Source organism: Streptomyces sp. NPDC104309 (assembly GCF_055584025.1).
On sequence record NZ_JBVJMV010000062.1, the window covers coordinates 14,967 to 37,698 of the forward strand.

Genomic DNA, 22,732 nt, shown 5'->3' on the forward strand with positions numbered 1-22,732 from the left:
GCACTGGAGGGAGAACCAATGCAGCCTGTAGTGATCTTGGACTGCTTCACTGTCGAGCCGAGTGGCCTCGGCGTACCGCCCTACCTGTCGACCTACGTCCGAAGCGCCTGGTCGGCACTGAGGCGGGCTCGGCCAGAGGCGGACGTCCGGTACATGACCATCGACGACGTCCGCTGGTGCCTGGCCGGCGGCAAGCCCACCGTCGAGCCGCCCCTGAGCGACCGGCTCACCTACTCCGCCACCGTCAACCGGGACGATGCCATCCAGCTCCTGCGGGACGCCGAGATCGTGATCGTCATCGCCGGAGACGCGGTTCCGTCCGTCCATCTCCACGCGGTAAACGGATCGTTCGAGGAGATCGCTCGCGCGCTCGCCTGCACGCGGGGCCGCCGATACCTCCTCGGCCCGCTGTCCGCATACGCCCTGGCCTCCCCTGCGGAGTACGCCGGATTGTTCGACGCCGTCCACACCCACACCGTGACGTCCGGCGATCTCCTGCTCGGCAGTCGGCGTCCGGCCGACTACGAGCAGATGCGACGAGAACGCGACTCTTTCGCCGGCCTCGTCGACCAGATGCCCTGGCGTCCGATCGCCGAGCTGGAGCTGTACCGCGGCTGCACCCGACGCAAGTTCTGCGACTTCTGCAACGAGCCGACCAAGTCCCCGCTCGTCGCCTTCCGCGAGGTCGACGACGTCGTCGCCGAAGCCGCCCACCTCTACGCTACCGGCGTCCGCAACTTCCGACTCGGCCAGCAGACCTGCTTCTTCTCCTACCGCAACCGGGACGAGGACGCGATCCGCGCCCTGCTCAGCGGCATCCGCGAGCGCTGCCCCGAGCTGGAGGTGCTCCACATCGACAACGCCGACCCGCTGGCCGTCGCCGCGCCCGTCGGCTTACGCATCGCCAAGCTGGTGGCGGACTTCTGCACCGAGGGAAACTGTGCGCCGATGGGGATCGAGAGCTTCGACCCGGCCGTCATCGAACGCAACACCCTCACCTGCACGCCTGAAATCCTGGTGCGCGCAGTCGAACACGTGAACACGGCGGGTGCCGTACGCGGCCCCAGTGGTCTACCGATGCTCCTCCCGGGCCTGAACCTGATCTACGGCCTCCCCGGAGAGACCCATGGCACCCACGTCGCGAACCTTCACGGCCTGGCCGGGATTCTCGACGCCGGCCTGCTGTGCCACCGGACGAACGTACGCCTGGCAAGGGCGTTCCCCGGTACCCCGCTCGCCGCGCTCGATGAGCGGGCGCCGCTGCCGTCGGCCGAACACTTCGCGTCGTGGAAGGCGGACATTGACTTCACCTGGGATCAGCCGATGAAGGAGCGGGTCTATCCGACCGGCCTGCGCGTGCCCGGACTCCACTCCTACTTCATCAGCGAAGAGGGCACCTACTGGCGGCGGCTGGGCTCGTACTCCTTCCAGGTCGTCGAGCGCGGCGCGGCGGTGCCGCTCGGTACCACCGGTGACCTGGTGGTCACCGGTCACTCGCCGCGCATGATCTTCGGAGAAAACGTTGCAGTCATTTCCTGACGGGACGCTCGCGACACTGGCGGCCCTGGACGCGGCGGCGGACCGCACCATCCGTGCAGGTCTGCTGCTGCCCTGGGCCAACGTCGCCGTGGAGACCGAGTTGTCCCGCCTCGGCCTGCGCCACACGGCGCCGGCGGAACGCCCTGCGCGATCTCCCACAGCACGCGCAGTTCCAGCGGATCACCCCCGAGCACCTCCACCATCTGTCGCACCACCGGCCAGCTGGGCGTGCGGTCCACGGACAGGATCCGCGATACGTAGGAGGGAGACAGCTCCGTGTTCTGGGCGACCTGCCAGATCAGCAGCCCCGAGTTCTGATGCAACTGCGACAGAGCCGCAGCCAGATGCCGGGAGGCCCGCCCTGCGGCCTCACGGCCTTCCCCCGGACGAACATCCAAGGCCAGGGCCGGGGCCTGCCGGGCAGCTGCCCGCTCCACCGACCGCCTGGCCAGCCGGCGCATCACCTTCAGCTCGCCCCAGCGGGACCGCGCCGTCGCCACGCTCACCGAGGCAGACCTTGCCACCTCCTCCCAGCTAAGTCCCCCTTGGCGCGCGTCGCGTACTGCCGCACTGACGTAGCAGTCCGTCTCTTTCGTCAGCGCACGAGATCGTTCCAGCAGCTCCTCCAGACCGGCCCCCCTGTACTCCGCCTCCAGCAAGTCGAACGCGAGGCTGTACAACTCCTCAGCGATGGAACGCCCCACGGGGAGTACGGACCGCTCGTTTGCGCAGCTCAAGAGGATACGAAGAGGGGCGTGCCATGACTCAATCCTTTCACGGAATTGAGTCTCCATTCGAACCGGGGCGGTTCATGGTGTCCGCTGACGGGGCGGGGGTAATTGGGCATGCTGGATCGCGGTTGCTGGCTGATCTCGCCGATGCAACTGGGCTGACCGGTGCATACTCCGTCGCGTTGCACCCTTTGAGGCCACGCGGGACCGGCCACGACCCGGGCCGGATCATGACGGACCTCGCGGTGATGCTTGCCGACGGCGGCGAGGCCATTACGGATCTGGCCGTGCTGCGGGACCAGGGCGAGGTTTTCGGCCCGGTCGCCTCCACCTCCACGGCCTGGCGGTTGCTCGCCGACACCGACGACGCTTCACTCGCTTCGCTTCGAGCGGCCCGCGCTTCAGCCCGGGAAGTCGCCTGGATGCAGGCCGCCGAGACCGTCGAGGGCATACCCGCTGTCCGGGCCGCAGGGCGCGAACTTCCCGGCCTGGTCCTGGACCTCGACGCCACGCTGATCACCTGCCACTCCGAGAAGGAACAGGCCGCACCCACCTACAAGGGCGGCTTCGGCTTCCATCCACTGTTGTGTTTCCTCGCCAACACCGGCGAGGCCATGTCCGGCCGACTGCGGCCCGGCAACTCCGGAGCCAACACCGCCGCCGATCACATTGCGGTGCTGGACGACGCCCTCGCGCAGATCCCCGACGCTCACCGGCACGGCACCGCAATCCTGGTCCGCGCCGACAGCGCCGGATCCGCGAAAGCCTTCCTGGCCCACATCCGAACCTTGCGCGAGCACGGGTTGGACCTGCGATTCTCGGTCGGATACGCGGTCACCGAACCGGTCCGCCACGCGATCCGGACCCTGCCTGAGCAGGTCTGGCATCCCGCACTGGACCAGAACGGGACACTGCGCGACGACACCGAGGTCGCCGAGCTGACCGGCATGATCGACCTTGCCGGCTACCCGGCCGGCACCCGCATCACCGTGAGGCGCGAACGACCCCACCCCGGCGCCCAACTGTCCCTCTTCGATCACGACGAGGGCCTGCGACACCAGGTGTTCCTCACCGACACCCCATACTCCGGCGGTGGTTCCGCACAGTTCCTGGAGGTCCGCCACCGCGGACACGCCACCGTCGAAGACCACATCCGGTGCGGCAAGAGCACCGGCTTCGGCCGCTTCCCCTCCCGCCACTTCGACGTCAACGCCACTCCGGCCACCACCCGGTACGAGGTGACCGACGGAGCCCTGCCCGACGGCCTCCGGCTGAACGGGGACACAGGGGGCATCGTCGGGACACCGGCTCACGCCACGAAGGCCAACTTCACCATCACGGCCTACAGCACGGACGGTCTCCCCGCCGCCAAGGCACAGTACAAGATCACCGTACGCCCCTGACACCGTCCTTCACACGCAGATGACATCGCGAGGGTGTCCGGCCCGGTCGCCAAGACCGGAGTCGGACGCCCTCGCGATGTCATCTGCACCGCCACCCCGCGGAATCAGCCGTGAGATTCCCCATTCCCATATCTGACTGATGGTCGGCGGCCGACCACTGGGGCCTGTCCCACTCGGCCCGTAGGCACCGGTGCCCTCGACCCCGACAGGGAGGCTGCCTGACTAGACTGCTGGTAGCCGTACCGCCCCAAAGCACAGAGGAGTGACTCGGATGCCGGCTCACGACCCGCCCGTCTCCGACGACATGGCCGGGGCGAGCAGGCGGTCCTCGTCGCCGGTCCGCCAGGCGTTGTCCGACAGTGTCTACGAGGACATCAAGGCCATGGTCATGGACCATGGGATCGCCCCCGGCGCTCGGGTCGGTATCGAAGCCCTGGCACGCACGCTCAACGTCTCCCCGACCCCGGTACGCGAGGCACTGGCCCGGCTGGAGGCCGACGGACTCGTCGTCAAGCGCTCCTTGTCCGGCTACCGGGCCACCGAACTGCTCACCCGGCAGGGAGTGGAGGAACTGTTCGAGATGCGGCTGCTCCTTGAGCCGCGAGCCGCCGCACTGGCCGCCCTCCACGCCGGCGAGTCGCAACTCGACGCCATCGAGGCGCTCTTGGAAGACATGCAGACCCACCCCGGCCCCGCGGGACCGTATACGTCCTACCGCGACTTCGCCGCCCTGGACCAGCGTTTCCACGACGCCGTCGCGGAGGCCGCCCACCGACCCCTGCTCGCGGACGCGGTGGAGCGGCTCCACTCGCATCTGCACATCTTCCGCTTGAGCAGCCCCCAGGGCGAGGGCGATCCGACGGTGGCGGAGCATGAGCGTGTGGTGCGCGCGATATTGCGCCGCAGGGCCGACCGTGCCGCCGAGGCGATGGCGGACCATCTCAACCGCAGCCTGGAGCGCCAGCTCGGCCGGTTCGAACAGGAGTGACCGGCCGGCCGGCGCCCCACGCCGGGTCAATCGACGTCGGTCATCCGGTAGACGCGTCGGGCGGTGCCGGCCCACACCTGGTCCTGCTCGGTCGCGGTGAGGGCAGCGGTGAGCTCTCGAGTGGCGTCCACGACCTCGCCGTAGCCAGCGGCGAGGGTGCACACCGGCCAGTCGGAGCCGAACATCAGCCGCCGGGGGCCGAAGGCGTCGATCACGGTGTCGGCGTACGGCCGGAGGCCGTCGACCGTCCACGACGGCCAGTCGGCCTCGGTCACCATGCCGGAGAGCTTGCACACCGTGTTCGGCAGGGTGGCCAGCTCACGCACGTGCGTCGACCACGGTTCCCGTTGCCCGGACGCGATCGGCGGCTTCCCCAAGTGGTCGATGACGAAGGTGAGGCCGGGGACCGCCGCGGCCGCCCTCGCCGCCGTCGGCAACTGGTGCGGCAGGACGACGAGGTCGTAGACGAGCCCGGCCTCCGCGACCGCGCGTAGACCGCGCAGCACCTCGGGCCGCGTCAGCCAGTCGGGGTCCGGCTCCGCCTGGACCTGGTGGCGGATGCCGCGCAGGAACCCGCCGCCGGGCAGCGAGCGCAGCCGGGCCAGTTCACCGGCGACGCCGGGCGACGTCAGATCGGTCCATCCCACGACTGCACTGATCACGTCGCTGTCAGCGGCCAGGGACAGGAACTCGGGAGTCTCCTCGGGCACGGTGACCGTCTGCACGAGCACCGTGGCCGCCACCCCCGCTTCCCTGATCTCCGACTTGAGGTCCGCCAGCATGAAGGAACGCCGCAGCGGGGCGAGTTCGGGGCCGGTGATCCACTCCTGGTCACGTACGCCGAGGTCCCACAGATGGTGGTGGGCGTCGATGATGGTCATGACACTCTCCTCCCGGGAACGGGTACACCACCGGACAGTAGCTCCTGTGTTTGCAGAGCCGTCCACATGGCGCCGGGAACCGGCTTGCGGTACTGCTCGGCCGCGTCCTTGACCTGAGCCGCCGAGCGGGCGCCGACGAGGACCGCCGCGACCGCCGGATGCCCGAATGGGAAGCGAAGTGCGGCCGCACGCAGCGACACCCCGTGCGCTTCGGTGACGTCGCGCATCCGCATGGCCCGGCGCAGCAGGTCCTCGGGCGCCGCCGTGTAGTCGTACGTGGCCCCGGGCGTGGGATCGGCCAGCAGCCCGGAATTGAACACGCCGCCGACGATCACGCTCTTGCCGGCGGCCTCGGCGGCGGGCAGTAGCGCCTTGAGCGCGCCCTGCTCCAGCAGTGTGTAGCGGCCGGCGCAGAGCACCGCGTCGACGTCGGTGTCGGTGAGGAAGCGGGTCAGCATCCGGCTCTGGTTCATCCCGGCGCCGATCGCCCGGACGACGCCCTGCGAGCGTAGTTCCTCCAGTGCCGGATACGCCTCCTTGAAGGCCTGTTCCTCGTGGTCGTCGGGGTCGTGGATCAGAACCAGGTCCACGCGGTCGAGCCCGAGCCGGGTGAGGCTGTCCTCCAGCGAGCGGCGTACGCCGTCGGCGCTGAAGTCCCACCGGCGCCGGTGGGTGGCGGGCACGGCGAATCCGTCGGCCAGGTCGTCTCCGCCGCCGCCGTGCGGTTCGAGCAGCCGGCCCACCTTGGTGGACAGGGTGAAGGCGTCCCGGGGCTTGGTCCGCAGGACCGTGCCCAGTCTGCGTTCCGACAGGCCCAGACCGTAGTGCGGGGCGGTGTCGAAGTAGCGGATGCCGTCGGCCCAGGCGGCCTCCACGGCAGCTGCCGCCTCGTCCTCCCCCACGTCCTCGTAGAGCCCGGCGACCGCGGCGGCACCGAAGCCGAGGGCGGTGACGGGGACACCGCTGCGGCCGAGGGTGCGCACCGGCAGGGCGGCGGGCTGTGCGTCGTTCCCGTCCGTTTCCATCACTGTCCCTTCGGCCGCAGTCGCAGTCCCTGCATTCCGCCGTCCACCGCGAGGGCGGTACCGGTGACGCCGGCGGCGGCCGGGCCCGCCAGGTACACGATGGCGGCGGCCACCTCGTCGGCGGTGACGAGACGGCCCATGGGCTGACGGGCGTTGAGCGCCGCCCGTTCGGCCTCCGGGTCGGTCGCCCGGTCGAGGAGGCGGCCCACCCACGGAGTGTCCGCGGTGCCCGGGTTCACGCAGTTCACGCGGACGCCCTCGCGGACGTGGTCCGCGGCCATGGCGAGCGTGAGGGCCTGAACCGCGCCCTTGCTCGCGCTGTACAGGGCGCGCTGCGGGAGTCCGGCGGTGGCCGCGATCGAGCAGGTGTTGACGACGGCGGCGTGCGCGGAGGCACGCAGCAGGGGCAGCGCGGCACGGGTGGTGCGGACGATGCCCAGGACGTTCACGTCCAGGACGCGGTGCCACTCGGCGTCGTCGTTGTCCTCGACGGTGCCCGCGGCGCCGATGCCGGCGTTGTTGACCAGGATGTCGAGGCCGCCGAGGTCGTCGGTCGCGGCAGCGACGGCGGACCGTACGGAGGTGTCGTCCGATACGTCGGCGGCGTATCCGCGCAGAGGCTTGTCGACGGACGAGGGGTCGAGGTCCAGGACGGCGACGTCGGCGCCGCGCGCGGCCAGCAACTGTGCGGTGGCCCGGCCGATGCCGGAGGCGCCACCGGTGACCAGGGCCTTGAGTCCGGTCAGTTCGCTCATGCGTGGATGCCCTTCTCGGGTTCGGCTGTGGCCCGGTCGGCGACCCAGAAGGCGCCGTCGGGGTAGCGGTAGGTGTCGATCGTGGCGGCGTGCATCCGGGACGAGAATCCGGGTGCGGTGGGCGCCGTGTAGTGGCCGTTCGCCATGACGACGGGGTCTTCGAAGTGCTCGTGGAGGTGGTCGACGTACTCGATCACCCGGTCCTCGGTCGTCCCGGACAGGGCGACGAAGTCGAACATCGACAGATGGCGGACCAGTTCGCACAGTCCGACGCCGCCAGCGTGCGGGCAGACCGGCACACCGTACTTGGCGGCGAGCAGCAGGATGGCGAGGTTTTCGTTGACGCCGCCCACCCTTGCCGCGTCGATCTGCAGGATGTCGATCGCGCCGGCCTGCAGCAACTGCTTGAAGACGATGCGGTTCTGCACATGCTCGCCGGTGGCGACCTTGACGGGCGCGACGCCTGTGCGGACGGCGGCGTGGCCGAGGATGTCGTCGGGGCTGGTGGGCTCCTCGATCCAGTACGGGTCGCTCTCGGCCAGCGCCTTGGTCCACTCGACGGCCTCGGCGATGTTCCAGCGCTGGTTGGCGTCGATCGCGATACGGATGTCCGGGCCGACCGTCGCCCGTGCGGTGCGCATCCTGCGGACGTCGTCGGCCAGGTCGGCGCCGACCTTGAGTTTGATCTGGGTGAAGCCGTCGGCCACCGCCTGGCGGGCGAGCCGGATCAGCTTCTCGTCGGAGTAGCCGAGCCAGCCGGGAGAGGTGGTGTAGGCGGGGTATCCGCGTTCCAGCAGCAGCTTCTCCCGTGCGGCGGCGCCTTCCTTGCCCCTGCGCAGCAGGGCCACGGCCTCCTCGCGGCTGAGCGCGTCCTCGATGTAGCGGTAGTCCACCTGGCCGGCGAGCCACTCCGGTCCGGCGTCTGCGAGGAGCTTCCACACCGGCTTGCCGGCGTGTCTGGCCGCCATGTCCCACACCGCGTTCACGACGGCGCCGATCGCCATGTGCATCACCCCCTTCTCCGGGCCGAGCCAGCGCAGCTGGCTGTCGCCGTTCAGGGCTCGGCTCACCGTTCCAGGTCTGCGCACACGGCGTCCACGGACCGGCCGACGACGTGTTCGCGCAGCGCGGCGAGGGCCGCCGCCTGCACCTCGTTGCCGCGTCCGATGGTGAAGGTGAACCCGTGCCCTTCGAGGCGCCCGCCCCCGCTGTCCTGCGCGTCGGTCCGCAGGACCACGTAGGCGGCGGAGTAGTCGGGGTCCGGATTCATGGCGTCCGAGCCGTCCAGTTCCCGTGAGGTGGGAAACCGGATATCGATGACGTCGACGGCCGTGATGCGGGCGGCAGTGCTGTGGTCGCTCATCGGTTCACGCATCCTCGAAGGTCTGACGCTGGCGGCCGAGTCCGTCGATCTCCAGCTCCACCGTGTCGCCGGCGCGTAGGTAGGGGGCGTCCGGCAGGCCGAGGGCGACGCCGGCGGGGGTACCGGTGTTGATGACGTCGCCGGGCTCCAGCACCATGTACTGGCTCAGATACCAGACGATGTGCGCCACGGAGAAGATCATGTCCTTGGACGTGCCGTTCTGCCGCTGCACGCCGTTGACGCTCAGCCGCAGGCCGAGCGCCTGCGGGTCCGGCACCTCGTCGGCGGTGACCAGCCACGGCCCGAGCGGGTTGAACGTCTCGCACGACTTGCCCAGGTCCCACTGCGGGGACAGCTCCAGCTGGAAGGCCCGCTCGGAGACGTCGTTGCTGACGGCGTAGCCCGCGACGACTCCCGCCGCGTCGTCGGGTCCGTCCAGGTACCGGGCCCGACGGCCGATCACCACTGCGAGCTCGACCTCCCAGTCGGTCTTCCGGGAGCCGCGCGGCACGAGCACGGTGTCGTAGGGACCGACGACGGTGCCGGGGTCCTTCATGAACACCACCGGTCGCTCGGGCACGGCCGCGCCGGTCTCGGCGGCGTGGTCCCGGTAGTTGAGGCCGACGCAGACCACCTTGCCGGGACGGGCGACGGGCGCGCCGACGCGTACGCCCTCGGTGCTCAGGGCGGCCAGTGTGCCGGACTGCAGGGCGGTGCGGACCCGTTCCACGCCGTTGGAGGCGAGGAAGGACCCATCGATGTCGCGGGTCAGCCCGGTGAGGTCGTAGGTGTGTCCGTCGTCGGCGAGGACGGCCGGTCGTTCGGAGCCGGGAGCGCCGAGTCGCAGCAGTTTCACGTGTTCTCCTTGCGGTCGCGGCACAGTTCGTACCGCGGGGTGGTTCCGGGGTGGTGCGGATGGAACGCGGCCCTACTCCATGAGGAAGACCTGTTCCATGTCGGCCCACCACTCGCCGGGCGCGGCCTCGTCGACGGGCCGCTGGCAGGGCGCGGTGAGCTTCCACCACTCCTGGGTGGCCGGGTCCTCGGCCATCGCGGCGAGGTCCGCCGCGAGGTCGTCGCCGTGGTACTCGAAGTAGGCGAAGAGCCGGTCGCCGAGGAGGTGGATCGAGTAGTTGGTGATGTGGGAGCGCCGCAGCCGGTCGAGGACCGGTCCGGGTACGTCGCGGTGCAGCTCCCGGTACTCGTCCACCTTCTCCGGGATGACCTGGATGACCTGGGCGACCCGCTTCATGAGGCGGCTCCCTTCGCGGCCGCGGCCGAGGCGGCACGGTCGTGGATGATCCGGATGATCTGCCCGCTCATGCGGTCGTAGTCGTGGTCGTTGTCCACCTCGCCGCGGATGCGGTGGTCGGCCATGACCACCACCCGGTCGGAGAGGGTGATCATCTCGGTGAGGTCGCTGCTGATGAGCAGGATCGGCAGGCCGCCGCGGGCCAGTTCCCAGATGAGTTCGTGGAAGGCGTGCTTGGTGCGCACGTCCACCCCGACGGTCGGTTCGTCGACGACCAGCAGCCGGGTGTCGGCCGCGAGCCACTTCGCCAGGCTCACCTTCTGCTGGTTGCCGCCGGACAGTTCACCGGCATTCTGCTCGAGACCGGAGACACGGATGCCGAGACGGTCGACGAGGTCCTGCGACACCTCCCGTTCCTGACGGGAGGAGATGTCACCGAGGAAGCGGCCCAGCTTCTTCCACACCGTCACGGTGATGTTCCGGACGATGGGCTGCTCCAGGAAGACCCCTTCCTCCTTGCGGTTCTCGGTCAGATAACCGATGCCGTAGGTGTGCAGGGCCTCCCGGGGGGAGCCGATCCGGGCCGGCTCGCCGTACACCCGGATCTCGCCGGCCGTGACCCGTTCGAGGCCGAGGACAGCCTTGACCAGTTCGCTGCGGCCGGCGCCGACCAGTCCGTACAGGCCGACGATCTCGCCGGGCCGGACGTCGAGCGAGACGTCCTGGTGTCCGGCAGCCGTGCACAGCCCCGACAGGGACAGCGCCGGTTGGGCGGAGGTGTCCACCGTGCGCGGGGTCATGTCCGTCACCGAGTGCGTGCGGCCGACCATGAGCGTGACCACGTCGTCCTGGCCGTACTCGGCGAGGGGGGCCGACTCGAGCACCGACTTGCCGTCGCGCAGGACGGTGACGGTGTCGCAGATCGCGAAGACCTCCTCCAGCTTGTGGCTGACGAACACGACGCAGGTGCCGCGTTCCCTGAGCCGGCGTACGACGTCGAAGAGGCGCTCCGCCTCCTGCGGGGAGAGGGAGGCGGTGGGCTCGTCGAGCAGCAGCACCCGGCTCTCGGTGTACAGGGCCTTGGCGATCTCGACCAACTGCTGCTGGGCCACGGACAGTTCGCGCACCGGTTGGTGCGGGTCGATATCCAGGCCGAGCTCGGCCAGGCAGCGGAGGGCAGGGGCGGTCATCGCCTTCCGGTCGACCAGCCCGCGGCGCGACGGCGGGCTCTGCAGCGTGATGTTCTCCGCGACGGAGAAGCCGGGGATCAGGTTGCGCTCCTGGTGAACCACGCCGATACCGGCCCGGGTGGCCTCCAGCGGGGAGCGCAGGTGGATCTCCTCACCGCGCCGGAGCAGTCTGCCGCCGTCCGGCAGGTGCACGCCGGTGATCACCTTGATCAGGGTGGACTTGCCCGCTCCGTTCTCCCCCAGCAGGGCGTGCACGGAACCGGCGGTCAAGGTCAGGCCGACGCCGTCGAGGGCGCGTACGCCGGGGAAGACCTTGACGATGTTCTCGCATTCCAGCAGTACGTCGCTCATCGGGCGCCTCCCGGGCTCGGCAGGGCCTCGGCCGGCGGGGTGTCGCTTCCCGGCGGTGAGGGGGGCGTGCGGCCGGGCGCCCCGCCCTTCTTCTCGAGGTGGGTCTGGTGGATGCGGCCGCCGACGACCGTGCCGAGGACGACCAGGCCGATGAGGAAGTTCACCCAGCTCGGGTCGAGGGAGAACTGGGCGCGGGCGGTGTCGATGAGCCGCATGACGAAGGCGGCGAGCACGGTGCCGAGAACCGCCACGGAGCCACCGGTCAGCGCGACGCCACCGATGATGGGGGCCGCGAAACTGGGCAGCATCCAGTCCCCGCCGACACTGCGGTTGACGCCGGGCAACGAGGCGGTCGCGATCAGCGCGGCGATGCCGATGAGCAGGCCGGACAGGGTGTGGGCGACCACGATCTGCCGGTCGCTGGAGATGCCCGACAGGCGGGCCGCGAGCGGGTTGCCGCCAGCGGCCAGCAGTCGCCGGCCGGCGGTGGTGCGGTACATGAACGCGGCGAGCAGGGCAGCCGCGGCGAGCGCGGTGACGAAGACGAGCGGGACGTTCAGCGGGGCGGCGCGGCCGAAGTCGCGCAGCGTGGCGGAGTATCCGTCGATGGTGCGGGTGCCGGAAAGCCGGTACTGCGCTCCGAGCAGGATGGTCATGGTGCCGAGGGTGACGATGAAGCCGTTGATGCGGGTGACGACGATGAAGATGCCGGTCAGCAGGCCGACGAGGGTGGCGACGAGGACGCCGACGAGCACGGCGAGTCCGGCGGGCACCCCGTGGTCGGCCATCAGCACGCCCATCAGGCAGGCGGTGAACCCGCCCAGCGCGCCGACGGCGAGATTGAGCTGACCGACGCACAGGGCCACCATCTGGGCCAGGCCGATGAGGATGGGCGTGGCGAGGTACTGCAGGAACGTACGGAGGGAGGATCCCTCGAAGAAGGAGCCGGAGGAGGCGATGCCGAGGCCCACGTAGCCGACGACGACCACGCACAGCAGGGTCATCGCAGTGGACCGGGAAAAGCGTCGCAGTGCCGGGACGGCCATGGCTTGCTTGTCGCGGAGCGTCGTCATGTGGAGCGCACCACCTTGCGATAGGACACGACGGTGCGCACCCGGTCCGCGGACAGAGCCAGCAGAAGTACGCAACCGAGGTAGATGTTGAGACTTTCCAGACCGACACCGAGCAGGTCGAGGCCCTTGCGGATGACGCCGACCAGGGAGGTGCCGAGCAGGGCGCCGATGACGGAGACGACGCCGCCGGTGAGCAGGGTCCCGCCGAGGACTGCACCGAGGAAGGAGGGGAGCATGAAGTCGTCGCCGATGGAGGCGCGGAACGTGCCGGTGCCGACGGCTGCCATGAAGCCGGCGAGGGCCGCGAGCAGTCCGGACAGGGCGTGGGCCAGGATGACCCGGCGTCCGGTGGGGATGCCCGACAGTTCGGCGGCGGCGGGGTTGGCACCGGTCAGCAGCAGTTCCCGGCCCATGCGGGTGCGGGCGTAGAGGAAGCCGAGGCCGGCCAGGGCGAGCACGGTGAACTGGGCCAGCTGCGGGATCGCGGGCGAGCCGCAGACGGGGCCGACGCAGATGTCGGCGAGCGAGTAGGAGCGCAGTTCCGCGAGCCCGTCGGGCCGTGCGGTGAACGCGGCATTCTGCGTGAGGGCCGAGTAGAGCAGGGAGACCAGGCCCAGCAGGGCGAAGTCCATGGCCAGTGTCACGACGAACGAGTTCACGCCGGTGCGGGCGATGATCCAGCCGGTCAGCGCCCCGATGGCGCATCCGGCGACGAGGCACAGAACCAGGCCCAGCGGCAGCGGCAGCCCGAGCCGGTCGTAGCCGAACCCGGCGAAGAAGGCACCGAAGGCTGCCATGCGTCCGACGGCGAGGTTCATGTGTCCGATGGACAGCACGACCATCTGCGCGAGGGCCACCACGGTGAGCGTCGAGATTTCCCTCAGCAGCGGGAAGAGCACCAGCCGCTCGTCGAAGAAGGCGGGGCGCAGCACGCCGAACAGGGCGGCGAGCGCGACGATGATCACGAGCAGACCGAGGCGCTGGTTGACCCAGAAAGGCAGCCGGTGAGCCGGGCGGGCCCCGTCGGCGGGGCGGTCGGTCTCACTGCCGGTGGGTGTGACGGCCGTCTTCATGAGACCCTCCGGTCGTCTATGGCGTCCATGTCCCAGTCGATGCCGATGCCCGGCTCGTCCGGCGCCACGGCACGCCCGTCGCGCAGGACCATCTCGGTGCGGGTCACGGCGCGCAGCTGCGGGATGTACTCGACGAACGCGCCGTTGGGCACCGCGGCGACCAGGCTGACATGCAGTTCCATCAGGAAGTGCGGGCACACCTCGACATTGAAGGTTTCCGCGAGGTGGGCGACCTTCAACCACGGGGTGATACCACCGATCCGGGCCACGTCCACCTGCACGATGGAGGCGGCGCCGGTCTCCAGGTAGCTGCGGAACTGCATGGGCGAGTACATCGACTCGCCGACGGCTATCGGGATGCGGGTCGACCGGGCCAGCCGGGCGTGGCCGCTGATGTCGTCGGCGGGCATGGGTTCCTCGAGCCAGTACGGGCTGTACGGTTCGAGGGCGGCGGCCAGCTGCACAGCGGAGGACAGTGACTGCGACTGGTTGGCGTCCGTCATGATGTGCAGGGACGGTCCGACGGCCTCGCGTACGGCGCGCAGGCGCTCCGCGTCCTCGGCGACGTGCGGCTTGCCCACCTTGATCTTGACGCCGGAGAACTGGGCGTCCTTGGCCGCGAGCGCGGACTTGACCAGGTCCTCGGTGCCGAGGTGGAGCCAGCCTCCCTCGGTGTCGTAGACGGGGATCTCCTGGCGGTGGCCGCCAGCCAGCCGCCACAGTGGTTCACCGGCGCGCTTGCAGCGCAGGTCCCACAGGGCCGTGTCCACGGCAGCGAGCGCCAGTGAGGTGATGGCACCGGTGGTGGTCGCGCGGGTCAGGCCGAACAACTCCTGCCAGAGCCCTTCGACGTTGCGTGCGTCCTGGCCGGTGAGCCGGGGCAGGAGGTGATCCTGGAGCAGCGCCAGTACCGAGCTGCCGCCGGTGCCGATCGTGTAGGCGTAGCCGGTCCCCACCAGCCCGTCGGCCGTGGTGAGGGTGACGAGGACGGTCTCCTGCTTGACGAACGACTGCACGGCGTCCGTGCGGTCGGTCTCCACGGCGATGTCGGCCAGCAGGGCCGTTGCATTGGTGATGAGGGTCATGCGCGTGCCGACTTTCTGTATCGGAGGCAGGGCGGTCAGCCGCAGGAGAGGATCTCGTCGGCGAACTGCTTCTTCAGCCCCACCGTCTCGGCCTTGCGCGCTTCGTCATAGCCGGAGACGTTCTCCTTCGTGACCACGAAGGAGCCGGAGTCGACAGTCCTGCCGGGCTCCTTCATCGCGCACTGCTTGGTCTGCAGCAGGGCCAGCGCCCAGGCACCGATCTCCGCCTGGCCGACGGGGTTCTGCACGACCGTGGCACTGACGGAGCCGTTCTCGATCGAGGAGAGGATCTTGGCGTCGTCGTCGATGGCCACGACCTTGGCCTTGGAGCCGGACTGGCGCACGGCCTCGGCGGCTGCGACGGCCGGGTTGTAGGCGGTGGAGACGATGCCCGCGATCTGGGCGCCCTTGGCGGCGAGCAGGTCGGAGACAGCCTTCTGCGCGGTCTGGAGGTCCTTGTCGATGTCGGTGATGGTCTGCAGCAGGGTGATCTTCCCGCCGCTCTCCTTCACCGCCGTTTCCACGCCCCGCTTGCGCAACTGGGTGTTGGCGTCGACGTTGTTGCCGGTCAGGTGGACGAGGGCGCCCCTGCCGCCCATGGCCTCGATGGCGGCCTTCGCGGCCTTGTACGCGGCGAGCTCGACATCCGTGGAGAGGCAGAAGTCCGCCTCGTTCTTGTCGCCTGCCGGGCAGGAGCCCAGCGAGGCGACGGCGAAGCCCTGGGACTTGAGGTCGGTGAAGGTGGTGTTGATGTCGGTCGGGGAGACGCCGAAGATGCCGAAAGCGTTGTAGCCGCGGGCGGCGAGCGTCGAGACCAGGTTGTTCTGCTTCTGCTGGTCCCACTCGGCGGTCTCGTCGAAAGTGACGTCGCCCAGCCCGAGCGTCTTCTTGGCATCCGCGCCGGTCTGCTTCCAGGGCTGGAAGTAGGGGTGAGCACCGCCGGGCACGAGTGCGACCTTGGTTCCGGAGCCGTCGGCGAGCTCTGCCGTCCCGCCGCCGGCCTTTCCGGGGGCGGCGGCTGCCGCACCTGGTTCGTCCGAGTTCTTGATGGTGCAGGCCGACGAGGCAGCGGCGAGGAGTGCGAGGGTGACGGTGGCTGTCATCGCGGTTCTACGACGGCTCATGGTGGTGCCCCACTCAAATCAAATAGGATTTTGTTGCCGTGATATTCCGGGAGCGCAGGGGGCCACGTCAAGGCCTGTGGGGGACCGGATCGGGTATTTTCCATTACGAACTGGTCTCAGGATGCGCGAAGGTGCCGTAGTTCCAGGAGGCGCAGCCAGCGGCCACTTGCTTCGCAAGCCCGGAATCGGCTACGCCCTGTACGGTCAGACCCGAAAAGATCATATAGAAAATGAGGAGGCTGACGGCTCGTCATGGACGGACGTCGGTGCCGAAGGGAGAGCTGGGAGATGCCGCTGGACATGGGCGGGTCCAAAGACTCGCCGGCCCTCGCCACACGGCGGGAGGTGTTGACGGACAGCGTCTACGAGGCCGTCAAGGCCATGGTGATGGACCACGTCATCACACCGGGCGCACGGGTCGGCATCGAGTCGGTGTCCCGCTCTCTCGGGGTGTCGGCCACACCGGTGCGCGAGGCGCTGGCCCGGCTCGAGTCGGACGGACTGGTGGTGAAGCGCTCGCTGTCGGGGTACCGGACCACCGAGCTGCTGACCCGTCAGGGCGTGGAGGAGCTCTTCGAGATGCGACTGCTGTTGGAGACCAGGGCTGCCGCCCTGGCCGCTGAGCGCATGGGGGAGGCCGAGCTCGACCGAGTGGAATCGTTGGTCGAGGAGATGCAGGGCCTGCCCGACAAGGGTGACAGTTACGCCGTCTACGGGCGGTTCGCGGTGCTGGACCAGCAATTCCACGACGCGCTGGCGGCGGCGTCGGGGCGTACGATGCTTGCCGCGGCGGTGGAACGCCTGCACACGCACCTGCACCTCTTCCGGCTGGGCGCCGTCACCGGCGGCAGTCCGTCGACCGTGATGGAGCACGGCCGCATCCTGCGGGCGGTGCTGCGGCGCCATCCCGAGCGGGCGTCGGATGCCATGCGCGAGCACCTGGAGCTGAGTCTGGCGCGCCATCTCGGCCGGTACGGTGACGGCGGGGCCTGAGCGGCCGGACTGCAGTCGGTTCGCGCGGGACGGCGTCCCGAATGCGATGGCCGGTCACCACCGCGGCCCTCACCCCCGAGGAGACCGCCGACCCACGGGCGAGCGGCCTGTAGGAGCCGCTCGCTCGCTTGTCACGTGCCTGTTCAGGATGTGGTGCCGATCTCCTTCAGGCGGTCGACGTAGTTCTGCGGGATGCGGCCGCTGCGGTCGGGGGCCACATTGAGCAGGAACAGGCCGTTGCCCGCCTTGGCGTTGTTCAGGTTGTCGGTGATGTCGGCAGCCGAACGGGGTGCGCCCGTGCTGCTGGTGTGGAACCATGTCCTGTTGGTGTCCAGGGTGTCACTGGCGTCAACGGGGCGCGCGTTGCTGGCCGGCGGCATGCCCTGGACCGGCACCTCGTAGACGATGACGTCCGAGGTCTGGAGCGTTCCGTAATGGTCGTTGTTGGCGACGACCGTGTGTGGCGACACCTCGCGGATCATGTCGCGAACCGGCTGGTACGGAATCTGGGAGTACGGGACGTGCCAGCCCCAGCCGTCGAACCAGAGGTAGTCGATCTGCCCGTACTTGGTGAGCAGTTCGCGCAGCTGGTTCTTGACGAGCTCGGTGCTGTCGCCGTTGTGCCGGTCCCAGATGGAGAAGTACAGCCCGACCTTGAGGCCCTTGGTGCGCATGGCGTCGACGTACTCACGGATGACGTCGCCCTTCCCGTCCTTGTAGGGGCTCTTGGCGATGTCGTAGTCGGAGTGGGTGCTGTCCCACAGAGCAAACCCGTCATGGTGCTTCGCGGTCAGGACGCCAAAGGTCATGCCGGCGTCCTTGATGCTCTGAGCCCACTGATTCGGGTCCAGCGCCGTGGGGTTGAAGTCGGCCGGGTCACTGTTGGGGTCGGCCCACTGCATGTTCTGATAGGTCGACATGTTGTAGTGCATGAACATCCCGAAGGGGTTGTTCTTCACCCACTTCTGCGCATCGGCCGAAGGCGAGATGACTTCGTTCCCGAACGCCTGGACCTCGGCAAGCGAGAGATACTCCGTGCCTTCCAGCTGGACACGGACGTAGCGGGCCGAGCGGTTCAGGCCCACCTGGACCGAGGGTCCGGAAAGGGAGCCGATCCGGGTCGCGGTAACCCCGGGTTCATTGCGGGCGTCATCGAGACTCCGGGCCGTGATCGGCCTGTTGGAGACGATGACCCAGAAGTTCGACAGGCGTGACGTACAGCAGTCGGTACGGTTCCAGACGACCACCTTGCTGAGTTTCTTCGGAGTGCCGAGGTCCGTCTGCCAATACGGCTGGGGCTCGCGGTCGGTGTGGGAGAGGGAGCCGCTGCTCCAGTTGCCCTTCGTGCTGCCGTCCACTGCTCGCGCCGCGGCGCCGCCCTGCTCATAGTCGCTGGACTGGGTCGCGGACGAACCGAAGGCCAGGTTTCGCGGTTCGCTGCCACGTGGGGCCGCCGGGGACGCTGCCGGTGTCGCCGCGGCCTGGGCCACGCCGGTGGCCAGCAGGCTCAGCGTGGCCACACCGACGGCCCACCGGGTTCCAGTAGAACGCATAGCTGTATCTCCTCAAGAGAACCAGATGTTTCCTATATGGTTTTTCCTCAAGAGTCGAGAGTCAAGAGTCGTGTCGAGGGCGCTTGAACTCGCACCACTTGCCCCGATGTATGGCGGACGGTGGTGCGGGAAGCCTGGCTGCTCTCGTCAGGGCACCCTCGTTTCCTATGCGATTCAACCGGAAACGAGATGGAGAGCGAAGTCGTAGGCTCAGGGCAGCATGTCCTCGATGAGGTCGGCGGCGCGCGGTTGGCTTGCCTTCGACGCAGCGGCGGCGGGACGGGCCGTAGCCGGCCCCTGAGCGGGTTCTGCGGCCTGCTTGTCGGCCGAGGGCCTTGTAGCCGCCGCTGTCGGGGATGTTGCCGAGCTTCTTGATGTCGACGTGGACCAGTTCGCTCGACCGGATCTCCGGCAAGTGGGTCACGCTGATCTTGGCCGCGCTCGGCAACGACAGCGCGCATCAGCCAGGCGCCGACTGCTCCGGCGAGCCCCGGTCGATGCGCTACTCGGAGCTGCAGCGTCTGCTGGTCGGCGTCAGCCAGAAGATGCTCACCCAGACGCTGCGCTCCCTGGAGCGCGACGGCCTGGTGGCCCGCACCGTGGTGCCGACCGTGCCGGTCACGGTCTCCTACGAGCTGACCGATCTCGGCTTGTCGCTGTACGAGATGATGCGCGGCCTCAATGCCTGGGCCGAGGTGCACATGGACGATGTGCTCGCCAACCGCGAGACCTACGACACCCGCGTCGCCTGACCACAACAGGGGTGCTGGTTGGCGGGAACAGTCTGCGCGTAAGAGGCTGGGCAGATGGTCGGGGCTCATGGGCGTCGCTTGGGGCGGTCGTCCCAGCGGTGGGTGGTCCAGGCCCGGCGGATCAGGCTGCGGACGGTGATGATCGTGTCCGCGAGGTCGAAGAAGGCGTTGACGACGGTCGAGCGGCGCTCGTAGCAGCGGGCAAGCCGGTGGAAGGCGTTCTGCCAGGCGTGGGTGCGCTCGACGTGCCACCGCTGACTGGTATCGGTGTCTTCTCGCCCTTGTGCGCGATGCGACCGCGCAGGCTGCGGGCGGCCAGTTCGCTGCGGGTCTTGTCCGAGTCATAACCGGCGTCGAGGTGGACGGTGATGTCGTCGGGCAGGGGTCCGAGGCCGTCCAGCAGGTCCAGGGTCGACGCGAGCAACGGGGAGTCGTGGCGGTTCGCTCCGGCCAGGACCCGGCCGAGCGGGATGCCGTAGCCGTCCGTCTGCCGCGGTCGACCGGCGAGCGCCCGGCGACCTCGCCGCCGCCGGGGGCCTTGGTGATGGAGCCGTCGACGGCGATTTGGCCGAGCACGAGCCCGACGATCCGGTCGTAGGACTGCAGCGCGATCTGCTTGAACCGGGCGAAGAGGCCGAGCCGGATCCACTCATCGCGGCGGTTGCGGATGGTGGTCGCCGAGCAGGTCGTGTCGGCGATCGCCTGGTAGGAGCAGCCGAACCGCAGGAGCTGCAGCAGCTTGTCGAACACGATCCGGTCACTGATCCGGCGGCGGTGGCAGCCCAGCGGGTGGGCCGGATCGACCGCGGGGCGCTCGGGCAGCAGTGCCGCGAATTGGTCCCACAGTGGGTCGGTCAGCCACGCTGGAAGGACGGGCACAGGTCTCCCCAGTGGTCACAAGGCGTCGCAACCCCATGATCACGGAGACCTGTGCCCGCCTCGCTGCCGGGGTACCCCACCCCGCCTATCTGCGCGAGTTCTTACAGTCCCGCCACAGGAAGCCCTCGAACTCCGCAACGCACGCCTCCGCGGCATGGCGACGGACATCGGAGGCGCTGAATGAGTCCCCGTCCGCGACCTGTCATTCCTCGGGTGGGGCGTGCAGCTCGTGAAGGCCGTCTGCTTGCAGCAGTCGTGCCGTGTGCTGGAGGTGCTCGCGGAGCAGGAGTGCGGCGCGCTCGGCATCCCGGTCGACGCACGCTTCGAGGAGTGCCCGGTGTTCGGTTGCACCGTCGCGGTCCGGATTCCGCTGGAATGAAACCGACCACAGCTGGTAAAGGCCCGCCTCCTCGCGAAGACTCCGGGCCACCCGCAGTATGCGTCGGTTCGGGCACCCTGCGATCAGGGCGAAATGGAACTCGGTGTGAACTCGCGCCCACTCCTCCGTTGGGCGGCTGGGCTGTTCAGATGAGGTGAAGGGTGTCCGGGCAAGCAGGTGATGTGCGGCAACCGCGTTGGCCTCCCACTGCCGGTCACCCTTCTCGATCGACATGCGCAGAGCCATGCACTCCAGCTCCACGCGTGCAGCCGTGAGATCCTCGAGATCTTCGAGGGACAGCGGTGTCACCATGTAGCCAAAATTAGGCTGCGAGCGGACGAGTCCCTCTGATGTCAGTCGGGTCAGTGCCTCGCGCGCGGCACCTACCGAGGTTTTGTAATCCTCACAAATCTGGTGGAACTTCAGACGTTCACTAGGGCGGAACCGTCCCCCTAGGATGTCGTCCCTCAGCCTCTGATGCACAGCGGCCGCGCGTGTCGCCGATCGACCTTCTTTCGCCATGGTCCATCATTTTACCTGGCTTATGGGTAAGCCGCGGCGACTTTCGAAACCTTAGTGCATGTCGACCAAACGGGGACATAGAGCACGTTTTCGCGTCGCTACACTCAGGCTCGCCTGTCTGCCGAGGACCCGGCGCGCCCCTCGGCGGGCCATCACGTGTGGTTGGTCGCGTGACCGGCACCTACGTCCAGGGTGCCGCCGGAGACATAGCGAGCCTTGCCTGAGGCCAGGAACACCGCAGCTTGTGCGATGTCCTCTGGTGGTAGGGCCCCGCGACAGGCATGTGGTGCAACCCCAGCGACATGACCTTGCGGTCCACGTCGGCGTCGGTCGGGTGCACCCCCATCGCGGCTTTCGTAATCCGCCATGTCCTGCACGCCGTGGCGAGCGGCACCGGAGGCGATGGCGATGATCCGTCCGGACTTGCGTTCCAGCATGTGGGGCGCTAGGAGCGTGGGTCGGTAACGGGCAAGCGGCTCGGGTGGCCGGGTCGGCGGGATCGGTCATGGTCGCCCGGTTGGTGCCGGCTGACCGAGGCCGGGGGTTTCCTGGGCCTCGAGGGTGGTCCGGAGGGGGCCTGGCCGGGCCGGTCACCCGGTCGCTGCGGCGAGTCCGGTGGTCGCGGTGTGTCGGAAGATCTTGCGGAAGTTGTGGCAGGCGGCCAGTAGTCGCCACTCTCCTCGGGCGCTGTCTTCGCCGCGGAGCATGAGCCGGCGGCCTTTCTGGCAGGTCATGATCTGGCCGAAGACGGGTTCGGCGATGGCTTTGCGGCGGCTGTAGGCGGCTTTGCCGGGTTTGGTCCGCAGCTTGCGGGCCATCGTTCCTTCAGCGTGGCGTTCGCCGGTATCCGTCCGCGTGGGGCGGGCGGGACCTGTTCGTCGTGGGCCAGGCGGCCGGTGGCCATGAACGTGTCGGTGCCGCAGGCGAGTTGTCGGTCTTTTGCGGCTTCGAGATTCGTCTCGGAGCAGTATCCGGCGTCGACGAGTGCCTGTCTGGGGTGGATGCCGGTGTTCGCCGCGGACTGGTCGAGCATCGTGGTGTAGTTCAGCGCGTCCGAGGCGTTGGTCGTCACGTCGGCGGCGGTGATGACCTGGTGTTCGGCGTCGACGACGGCCTGCGCGTTGTAGGCCTGGATGTAGGCGCCGCCGCCGTTCTTCGTGATCCGCGAGTCGGGGTCGGTGAAGTTGGCCTGGGCCTTGGGCTTGGGGCGCGCTTTCGCGGCGACTTTCTGCCCGGCATCGGTGACGGCCTGCTCGTCGTGGGTGCCGGCACGCCCCTGCCTGCGGCGTTCCTTGTCCTCGGCGTGCGTGCGGGCCTTGTCGGCGGTCTCGGCCTCGATCTGGGCGCGGGCGGCCTGCAGCCGCGCGAGTCGCTTCTCGCGGCGGTCCAGCTCGGCGGGCAAGTCGGTGTCCTTGCCGTCGATGCCGAAGACCTGGTCCTCGGCGGTGTCGGCGGACTCGGCGTCGGCCAGCAGGGCGGCGGCCTTGGCCTCCAGTTCGGCGGTCTCGGCCTCGATCTGCTCCTCCTTGGCGATGAGCCGGCCGTAGCTCATCGCCTTGTGCTTGGAGGCGTTCGCTTCCAGCTTCGTGCCGTCCAGGGCGACGCGGCCCATCTTGACCATGCCCAGCTTCTGCGCGAGGTGCAGGGACTGGGTGAACAGGTCGGCGAGTGCGTCCAGGTGGCGGTGTCCGCGTACTCGTTGAAGTGGCTCTGGCAAGATTTTCGTAGCCGGAGATCATCTTGGTGACGCGGTCGGTCGGTCCGCATAGCGTCGGCGGAGGTGGGCGATCAGAACGACGCGTTGGCGGAGAAGTGGGATAC

Annotated in this window: 17 protein-coding genes and 6 pseudogenes; 6 read left to right on the plus strand and 17 right to left on the minus strand. The window is 68.9% G+C overall.

The genetic code is table 11. The features are described from left to right. The first annotated feature begins 153 nt into the window (after positions 1-153). Positions 154-1,539, plus strand: coding sequence for a radical SAM protein (locus ACZ68L_RS42230; RefSeq protein ID WP_469589026.1), 1,386 nt, complete (start codon positions 154-156; stop codon positions 1,537-1,539). On the opposite strand, the gene ACZ68L_RS42235 is transcribed toward ACZ68L_RS42230, so the two are convergent. Continuing rightward, positions 1,491-2,333 (minus strand): helix-turn-helix domain-containing protein, encoded by an 843-nt coding sequence (locus ACZ68L_RS42235; RefSeq protein WP_469589030.1) that lies wholly within the window; start codon positions 2,331-2,333, stop codon positions 1,491-1,493. The genes ACZ68L_RS42230 and ACZ68L_RS42235 overlap by 49 nt on opposite strands. On the opposite strand from ACZ68L_RS42235, the pseudogene ACZ68L_RS42240 reads away from it, so the two are divergent. The 3 genes and pseudogenes from ACZ68L_RS42240 to ACZ68L_RS42250 form a co-directional block, all read left to right on the plus strand. Next, positions 2,300-3,481: pseudogene (locus ACZ68L_RS42240) on the plus strand (IS1380 family transposase); the annotation flags it as partial. The gene ACZ68L_RS42235 and the pseudogene ACZ68L_RS42240 overlap by 34 nt on opposite strands. Before the next feature lie 18 nt (positions 3,482-3,499). After that, a pseudogene (locus tag ACZ68L_RS42245) lies at positions 3,500-3,673 on the plus strand (Ig domain-containing protein); the annotation flags it as partial. Between the two features lie 271 nt (positions 3,674-3,944). Further along, on the plus strand, positions 3,945-4,661 hold the full coding sequence (locus ACZ68L_RS42250) for a GntR family transcriptional regulator (protein ID WP_469589032.1): 717 nt from the start codon (positions 3,945-3,947) through the stop codon (positions 4,659-4,661). Positions 4,662-4,687: 26 nt separating this feature from the next. Here the strand turns inward: ACZ68L_RS42250 and ACZ68L_RS42255 are convergent, their stop codons facing one another. From ACZ68L_RS42255 to ACZ68L_RS42305, 11 genes and pseudogenes are all read right to left on the minus strand, one after another. Further along, positions 4,688-5,542: an amidohydrolase family protein gene (locus tag ACZ68L_RS42255; RefSeq protein ID WP_469589034.1), complete on the minus strand. Its 855-nt coding sequence runs from the start codon at positions 5,540-5,542 to the stop codon at positions 4,688-4,690. Next, on the minus strand, positions 5,539-6,567 hold the full coding sequence (locus ACZ68L_RS42260; RefSeq protein WP_469589037.1) for an aldo/keto reductase: 1,029 nt from the start codon (positions 6,565-6,567) through the stop codon (positions 5,539-5,541). The genes ACZ68L_RS42255 and ACZ68L_RS42260 overlap by 4 nt, the downstream gene beginning before the upstream one ends. Then, a complete protein-coding gene (locus ACZ68L_RS42265; RefSeq protein WP_469589041.1) occupies positions 6,567-7,322 on the minus strand; it encodes an SDR family NAD(P)-dependent oxidoreductase in 756 nt (251 codons plus the stop codon). Before ACZ68L_RS42265 ends, ACZ68L_RS42260 begins: the two co-directional genes overlap by 1 nt. Then, a pseudogene (locus ACZ68L_RS42270) lies at positions 7,319-8,685 on the minus strand (enolase C-terminal domain-like protein). Before ACZ68L_RS42270 ends, ACZ68L_RS42265 begins: the two are co-directional and overlap by 4 nt. A 4-nt stretch (positions 8,686-8,689) precedes the next feature. Further along, positions 8,690-9,541, minus strand: coding sequence for a fumarylacetoacetate hydrolase family protein (locus tag ACZ68L_RS42275; protein WP_469589043.1), 852 nt, complete (start codon positions 9,539-9,541; stop codon positions 8,690-8,692). Between the two features lie 72 nt (positions 9,542-9,613). Further along, the gene (locus ACZ68L_RS42280) at positions 9,614-9,937 is read right to left on the minus strand and encodes an L-rhamnose mutarotase (RefSeq protein WP_469589046.1); all 324 of its coding nucleotides are present in this window, start codon (positions 9,935-9,937) and stop codon (positions 9,614-9,616) included. Next, entirely contained in the window at positions 9,934-11,478 is a 1,545-nt protein-coding gene (locus ACZ68L_RS42285; RefSeq protein WP_469589049.1) for a sugar ABC transporter ATP-binding protein, read from the minus strand. Before ACZ68L_RS42285 ends, ACZ68L_RS42280 begins: the two co-directional genes overlap by 4 nt. Beyond that, the gene (locus ACZ68L_RS42290) at positions 11,475-12,551 is read right to left on the minus strand and encodes an ABC transporter permease (protein ID WP_469589050.1); all 1,077 of its coding nucleotides are present in this window, start codon (positions 12,549-12,551) and stop codon (positions 11,475-11,477) included. The genes ACZ68L_RS42285 and ACZ68L_RS42290 overlap by 4 nt, the downstream gene beginning before the upstream one ends. After that, entirely contained in the window at positions 12,548-13,624 is a 1,077-nt protein-coding gene (locus ACZ68L_RS42295; RefSeq protein ID WP_469589052.1) for an ABC transporter permease, read from the minus strand. Before ACZ68L_RS42295 ends, ACZ68L_RS42290 begins: the two co-directional genes overlap by 4 nt. Next, on the minus strand, positions 13,621-14,709 hold the full coding sequence (locus ACZ68L_RS42300) for a mandelate racemase/muconate lactonizing enzyme family protein (protein WP_469589055.1): 1,089 nt from the start codon (positions 14,707-14,709) through the stop codon (positions 13,621-13,623). The genes ACZ68L_RS42295 and ACZ68L_RS42300 overlap by 4 nt, the downstream gene beginning before the upstream one ends. Positions 14,710-14,744: 35 nt before the next feature. Beyond that, positions 14,745-15,833 (minus strand): sugar ABC transporter substrate-binding protein, encoded by a 1,089-nt coding sequence (locus tag ACZ68L_RS42305; protein ID WP_469589057.1) that lies wholly within the window; start codon positions 15,831-15,833, stop codon positions 14,745-14,747. Positions 15,834-16,121: 288 nt separating this feature from the next. Here ACZ68L_RS42305 and ACZ68L_RS42310 point away from each other — a divergent pair, with 288 nt between their 5' ends. Further along, entirely contained in the window at positions 16,122-16,826 is a 705-nt protein-coding gene (locus ACZ68L_RS42310; protein ID WP_469589067.1) for a GntR family transcriptional regulator, read from the plus strand. Positions 16,827-16,969: 143 nt separating this feature from the next. Here ACZ68L_RS42310 and ACZ68L_RS42315 read toward each other — a convergent pair whose 3' ends face one another. Then, positions 16,970-18,379 (minus strand): alpha-L-fucosidase, encoded by a 1,410-nt coding sequence (locus tag ACZ68L_RS42315; RefSeq protein ID WP_469589059.1) that lies wholly within the window; start codon positions 18,377-18,379, stop codon positions 16,970-16,972. 286 nt (positions 18,380-18,665) lie between these two features. Beyond that, a pseudogene (locus ACZ68L_RS42320) lies at positions 18,666-18,773 on the minus strand (IS481 family transposase); the annotation flags it as partial. Here ACZ68L_RS42320 and ACZ68L_RS42325 point away from each other — a divergent pair. After that, the gene (locus ACZ68L_RS42325) at positions 18,754-19,131 is read left to right on the plus strand and encodes a winged helix-turn-helix transcriptional regulator (protein WP_469589062.1); all 378 of its coding nucleotides are present in this window, start codon (positions 18,754-18,756) and stop codon (positions 19,129-19,131) included. The pseudogene ACZ68L_RS42320 and the gene ACZ68L_RS42325 sit on opposite strands and share 20 nt — an antisense overlap. Positions 19,132-19,196: 65 nt before the next feature. On the opposite strand, the pseudogene ACZ68L_RS42330 reads toward ACZ68L_RS42325, so the two are convergent. The 3 genes and pseudogenes from ACZ68L_RS42330 to ACZ68L_RS42340 all read right to left on the minus strand — a co-directional run. Continuing rightward, positions 19,197-20,010 (minus strand): annotated as a pseudogene (locus ACZ68L_RS42330) (IS5 family transposase). Between the two features lie 202 nt (positions 20,011-20,212). Next, positions 20,213-20,911 (minus strand): GntR family transcriptional regulator, encoded by a 699-nt coding sequence (locus ACZ68L_RS42335; protein WP_469589064.1) that lies wholly within the window; start codon positions 20,909-20,911, stop codon positions 20,213-20,215. 590 nt (positions 20,912-21,501) lie between these two features. Next, positions 21,502-22,595, minus strand: a pseudogene (locus ACZ68L_RS42340) (transposase); the annotation flags it as partial. Between the last annotated feature and the right edge of the window lie 137 nt (positions 22,596-22,732).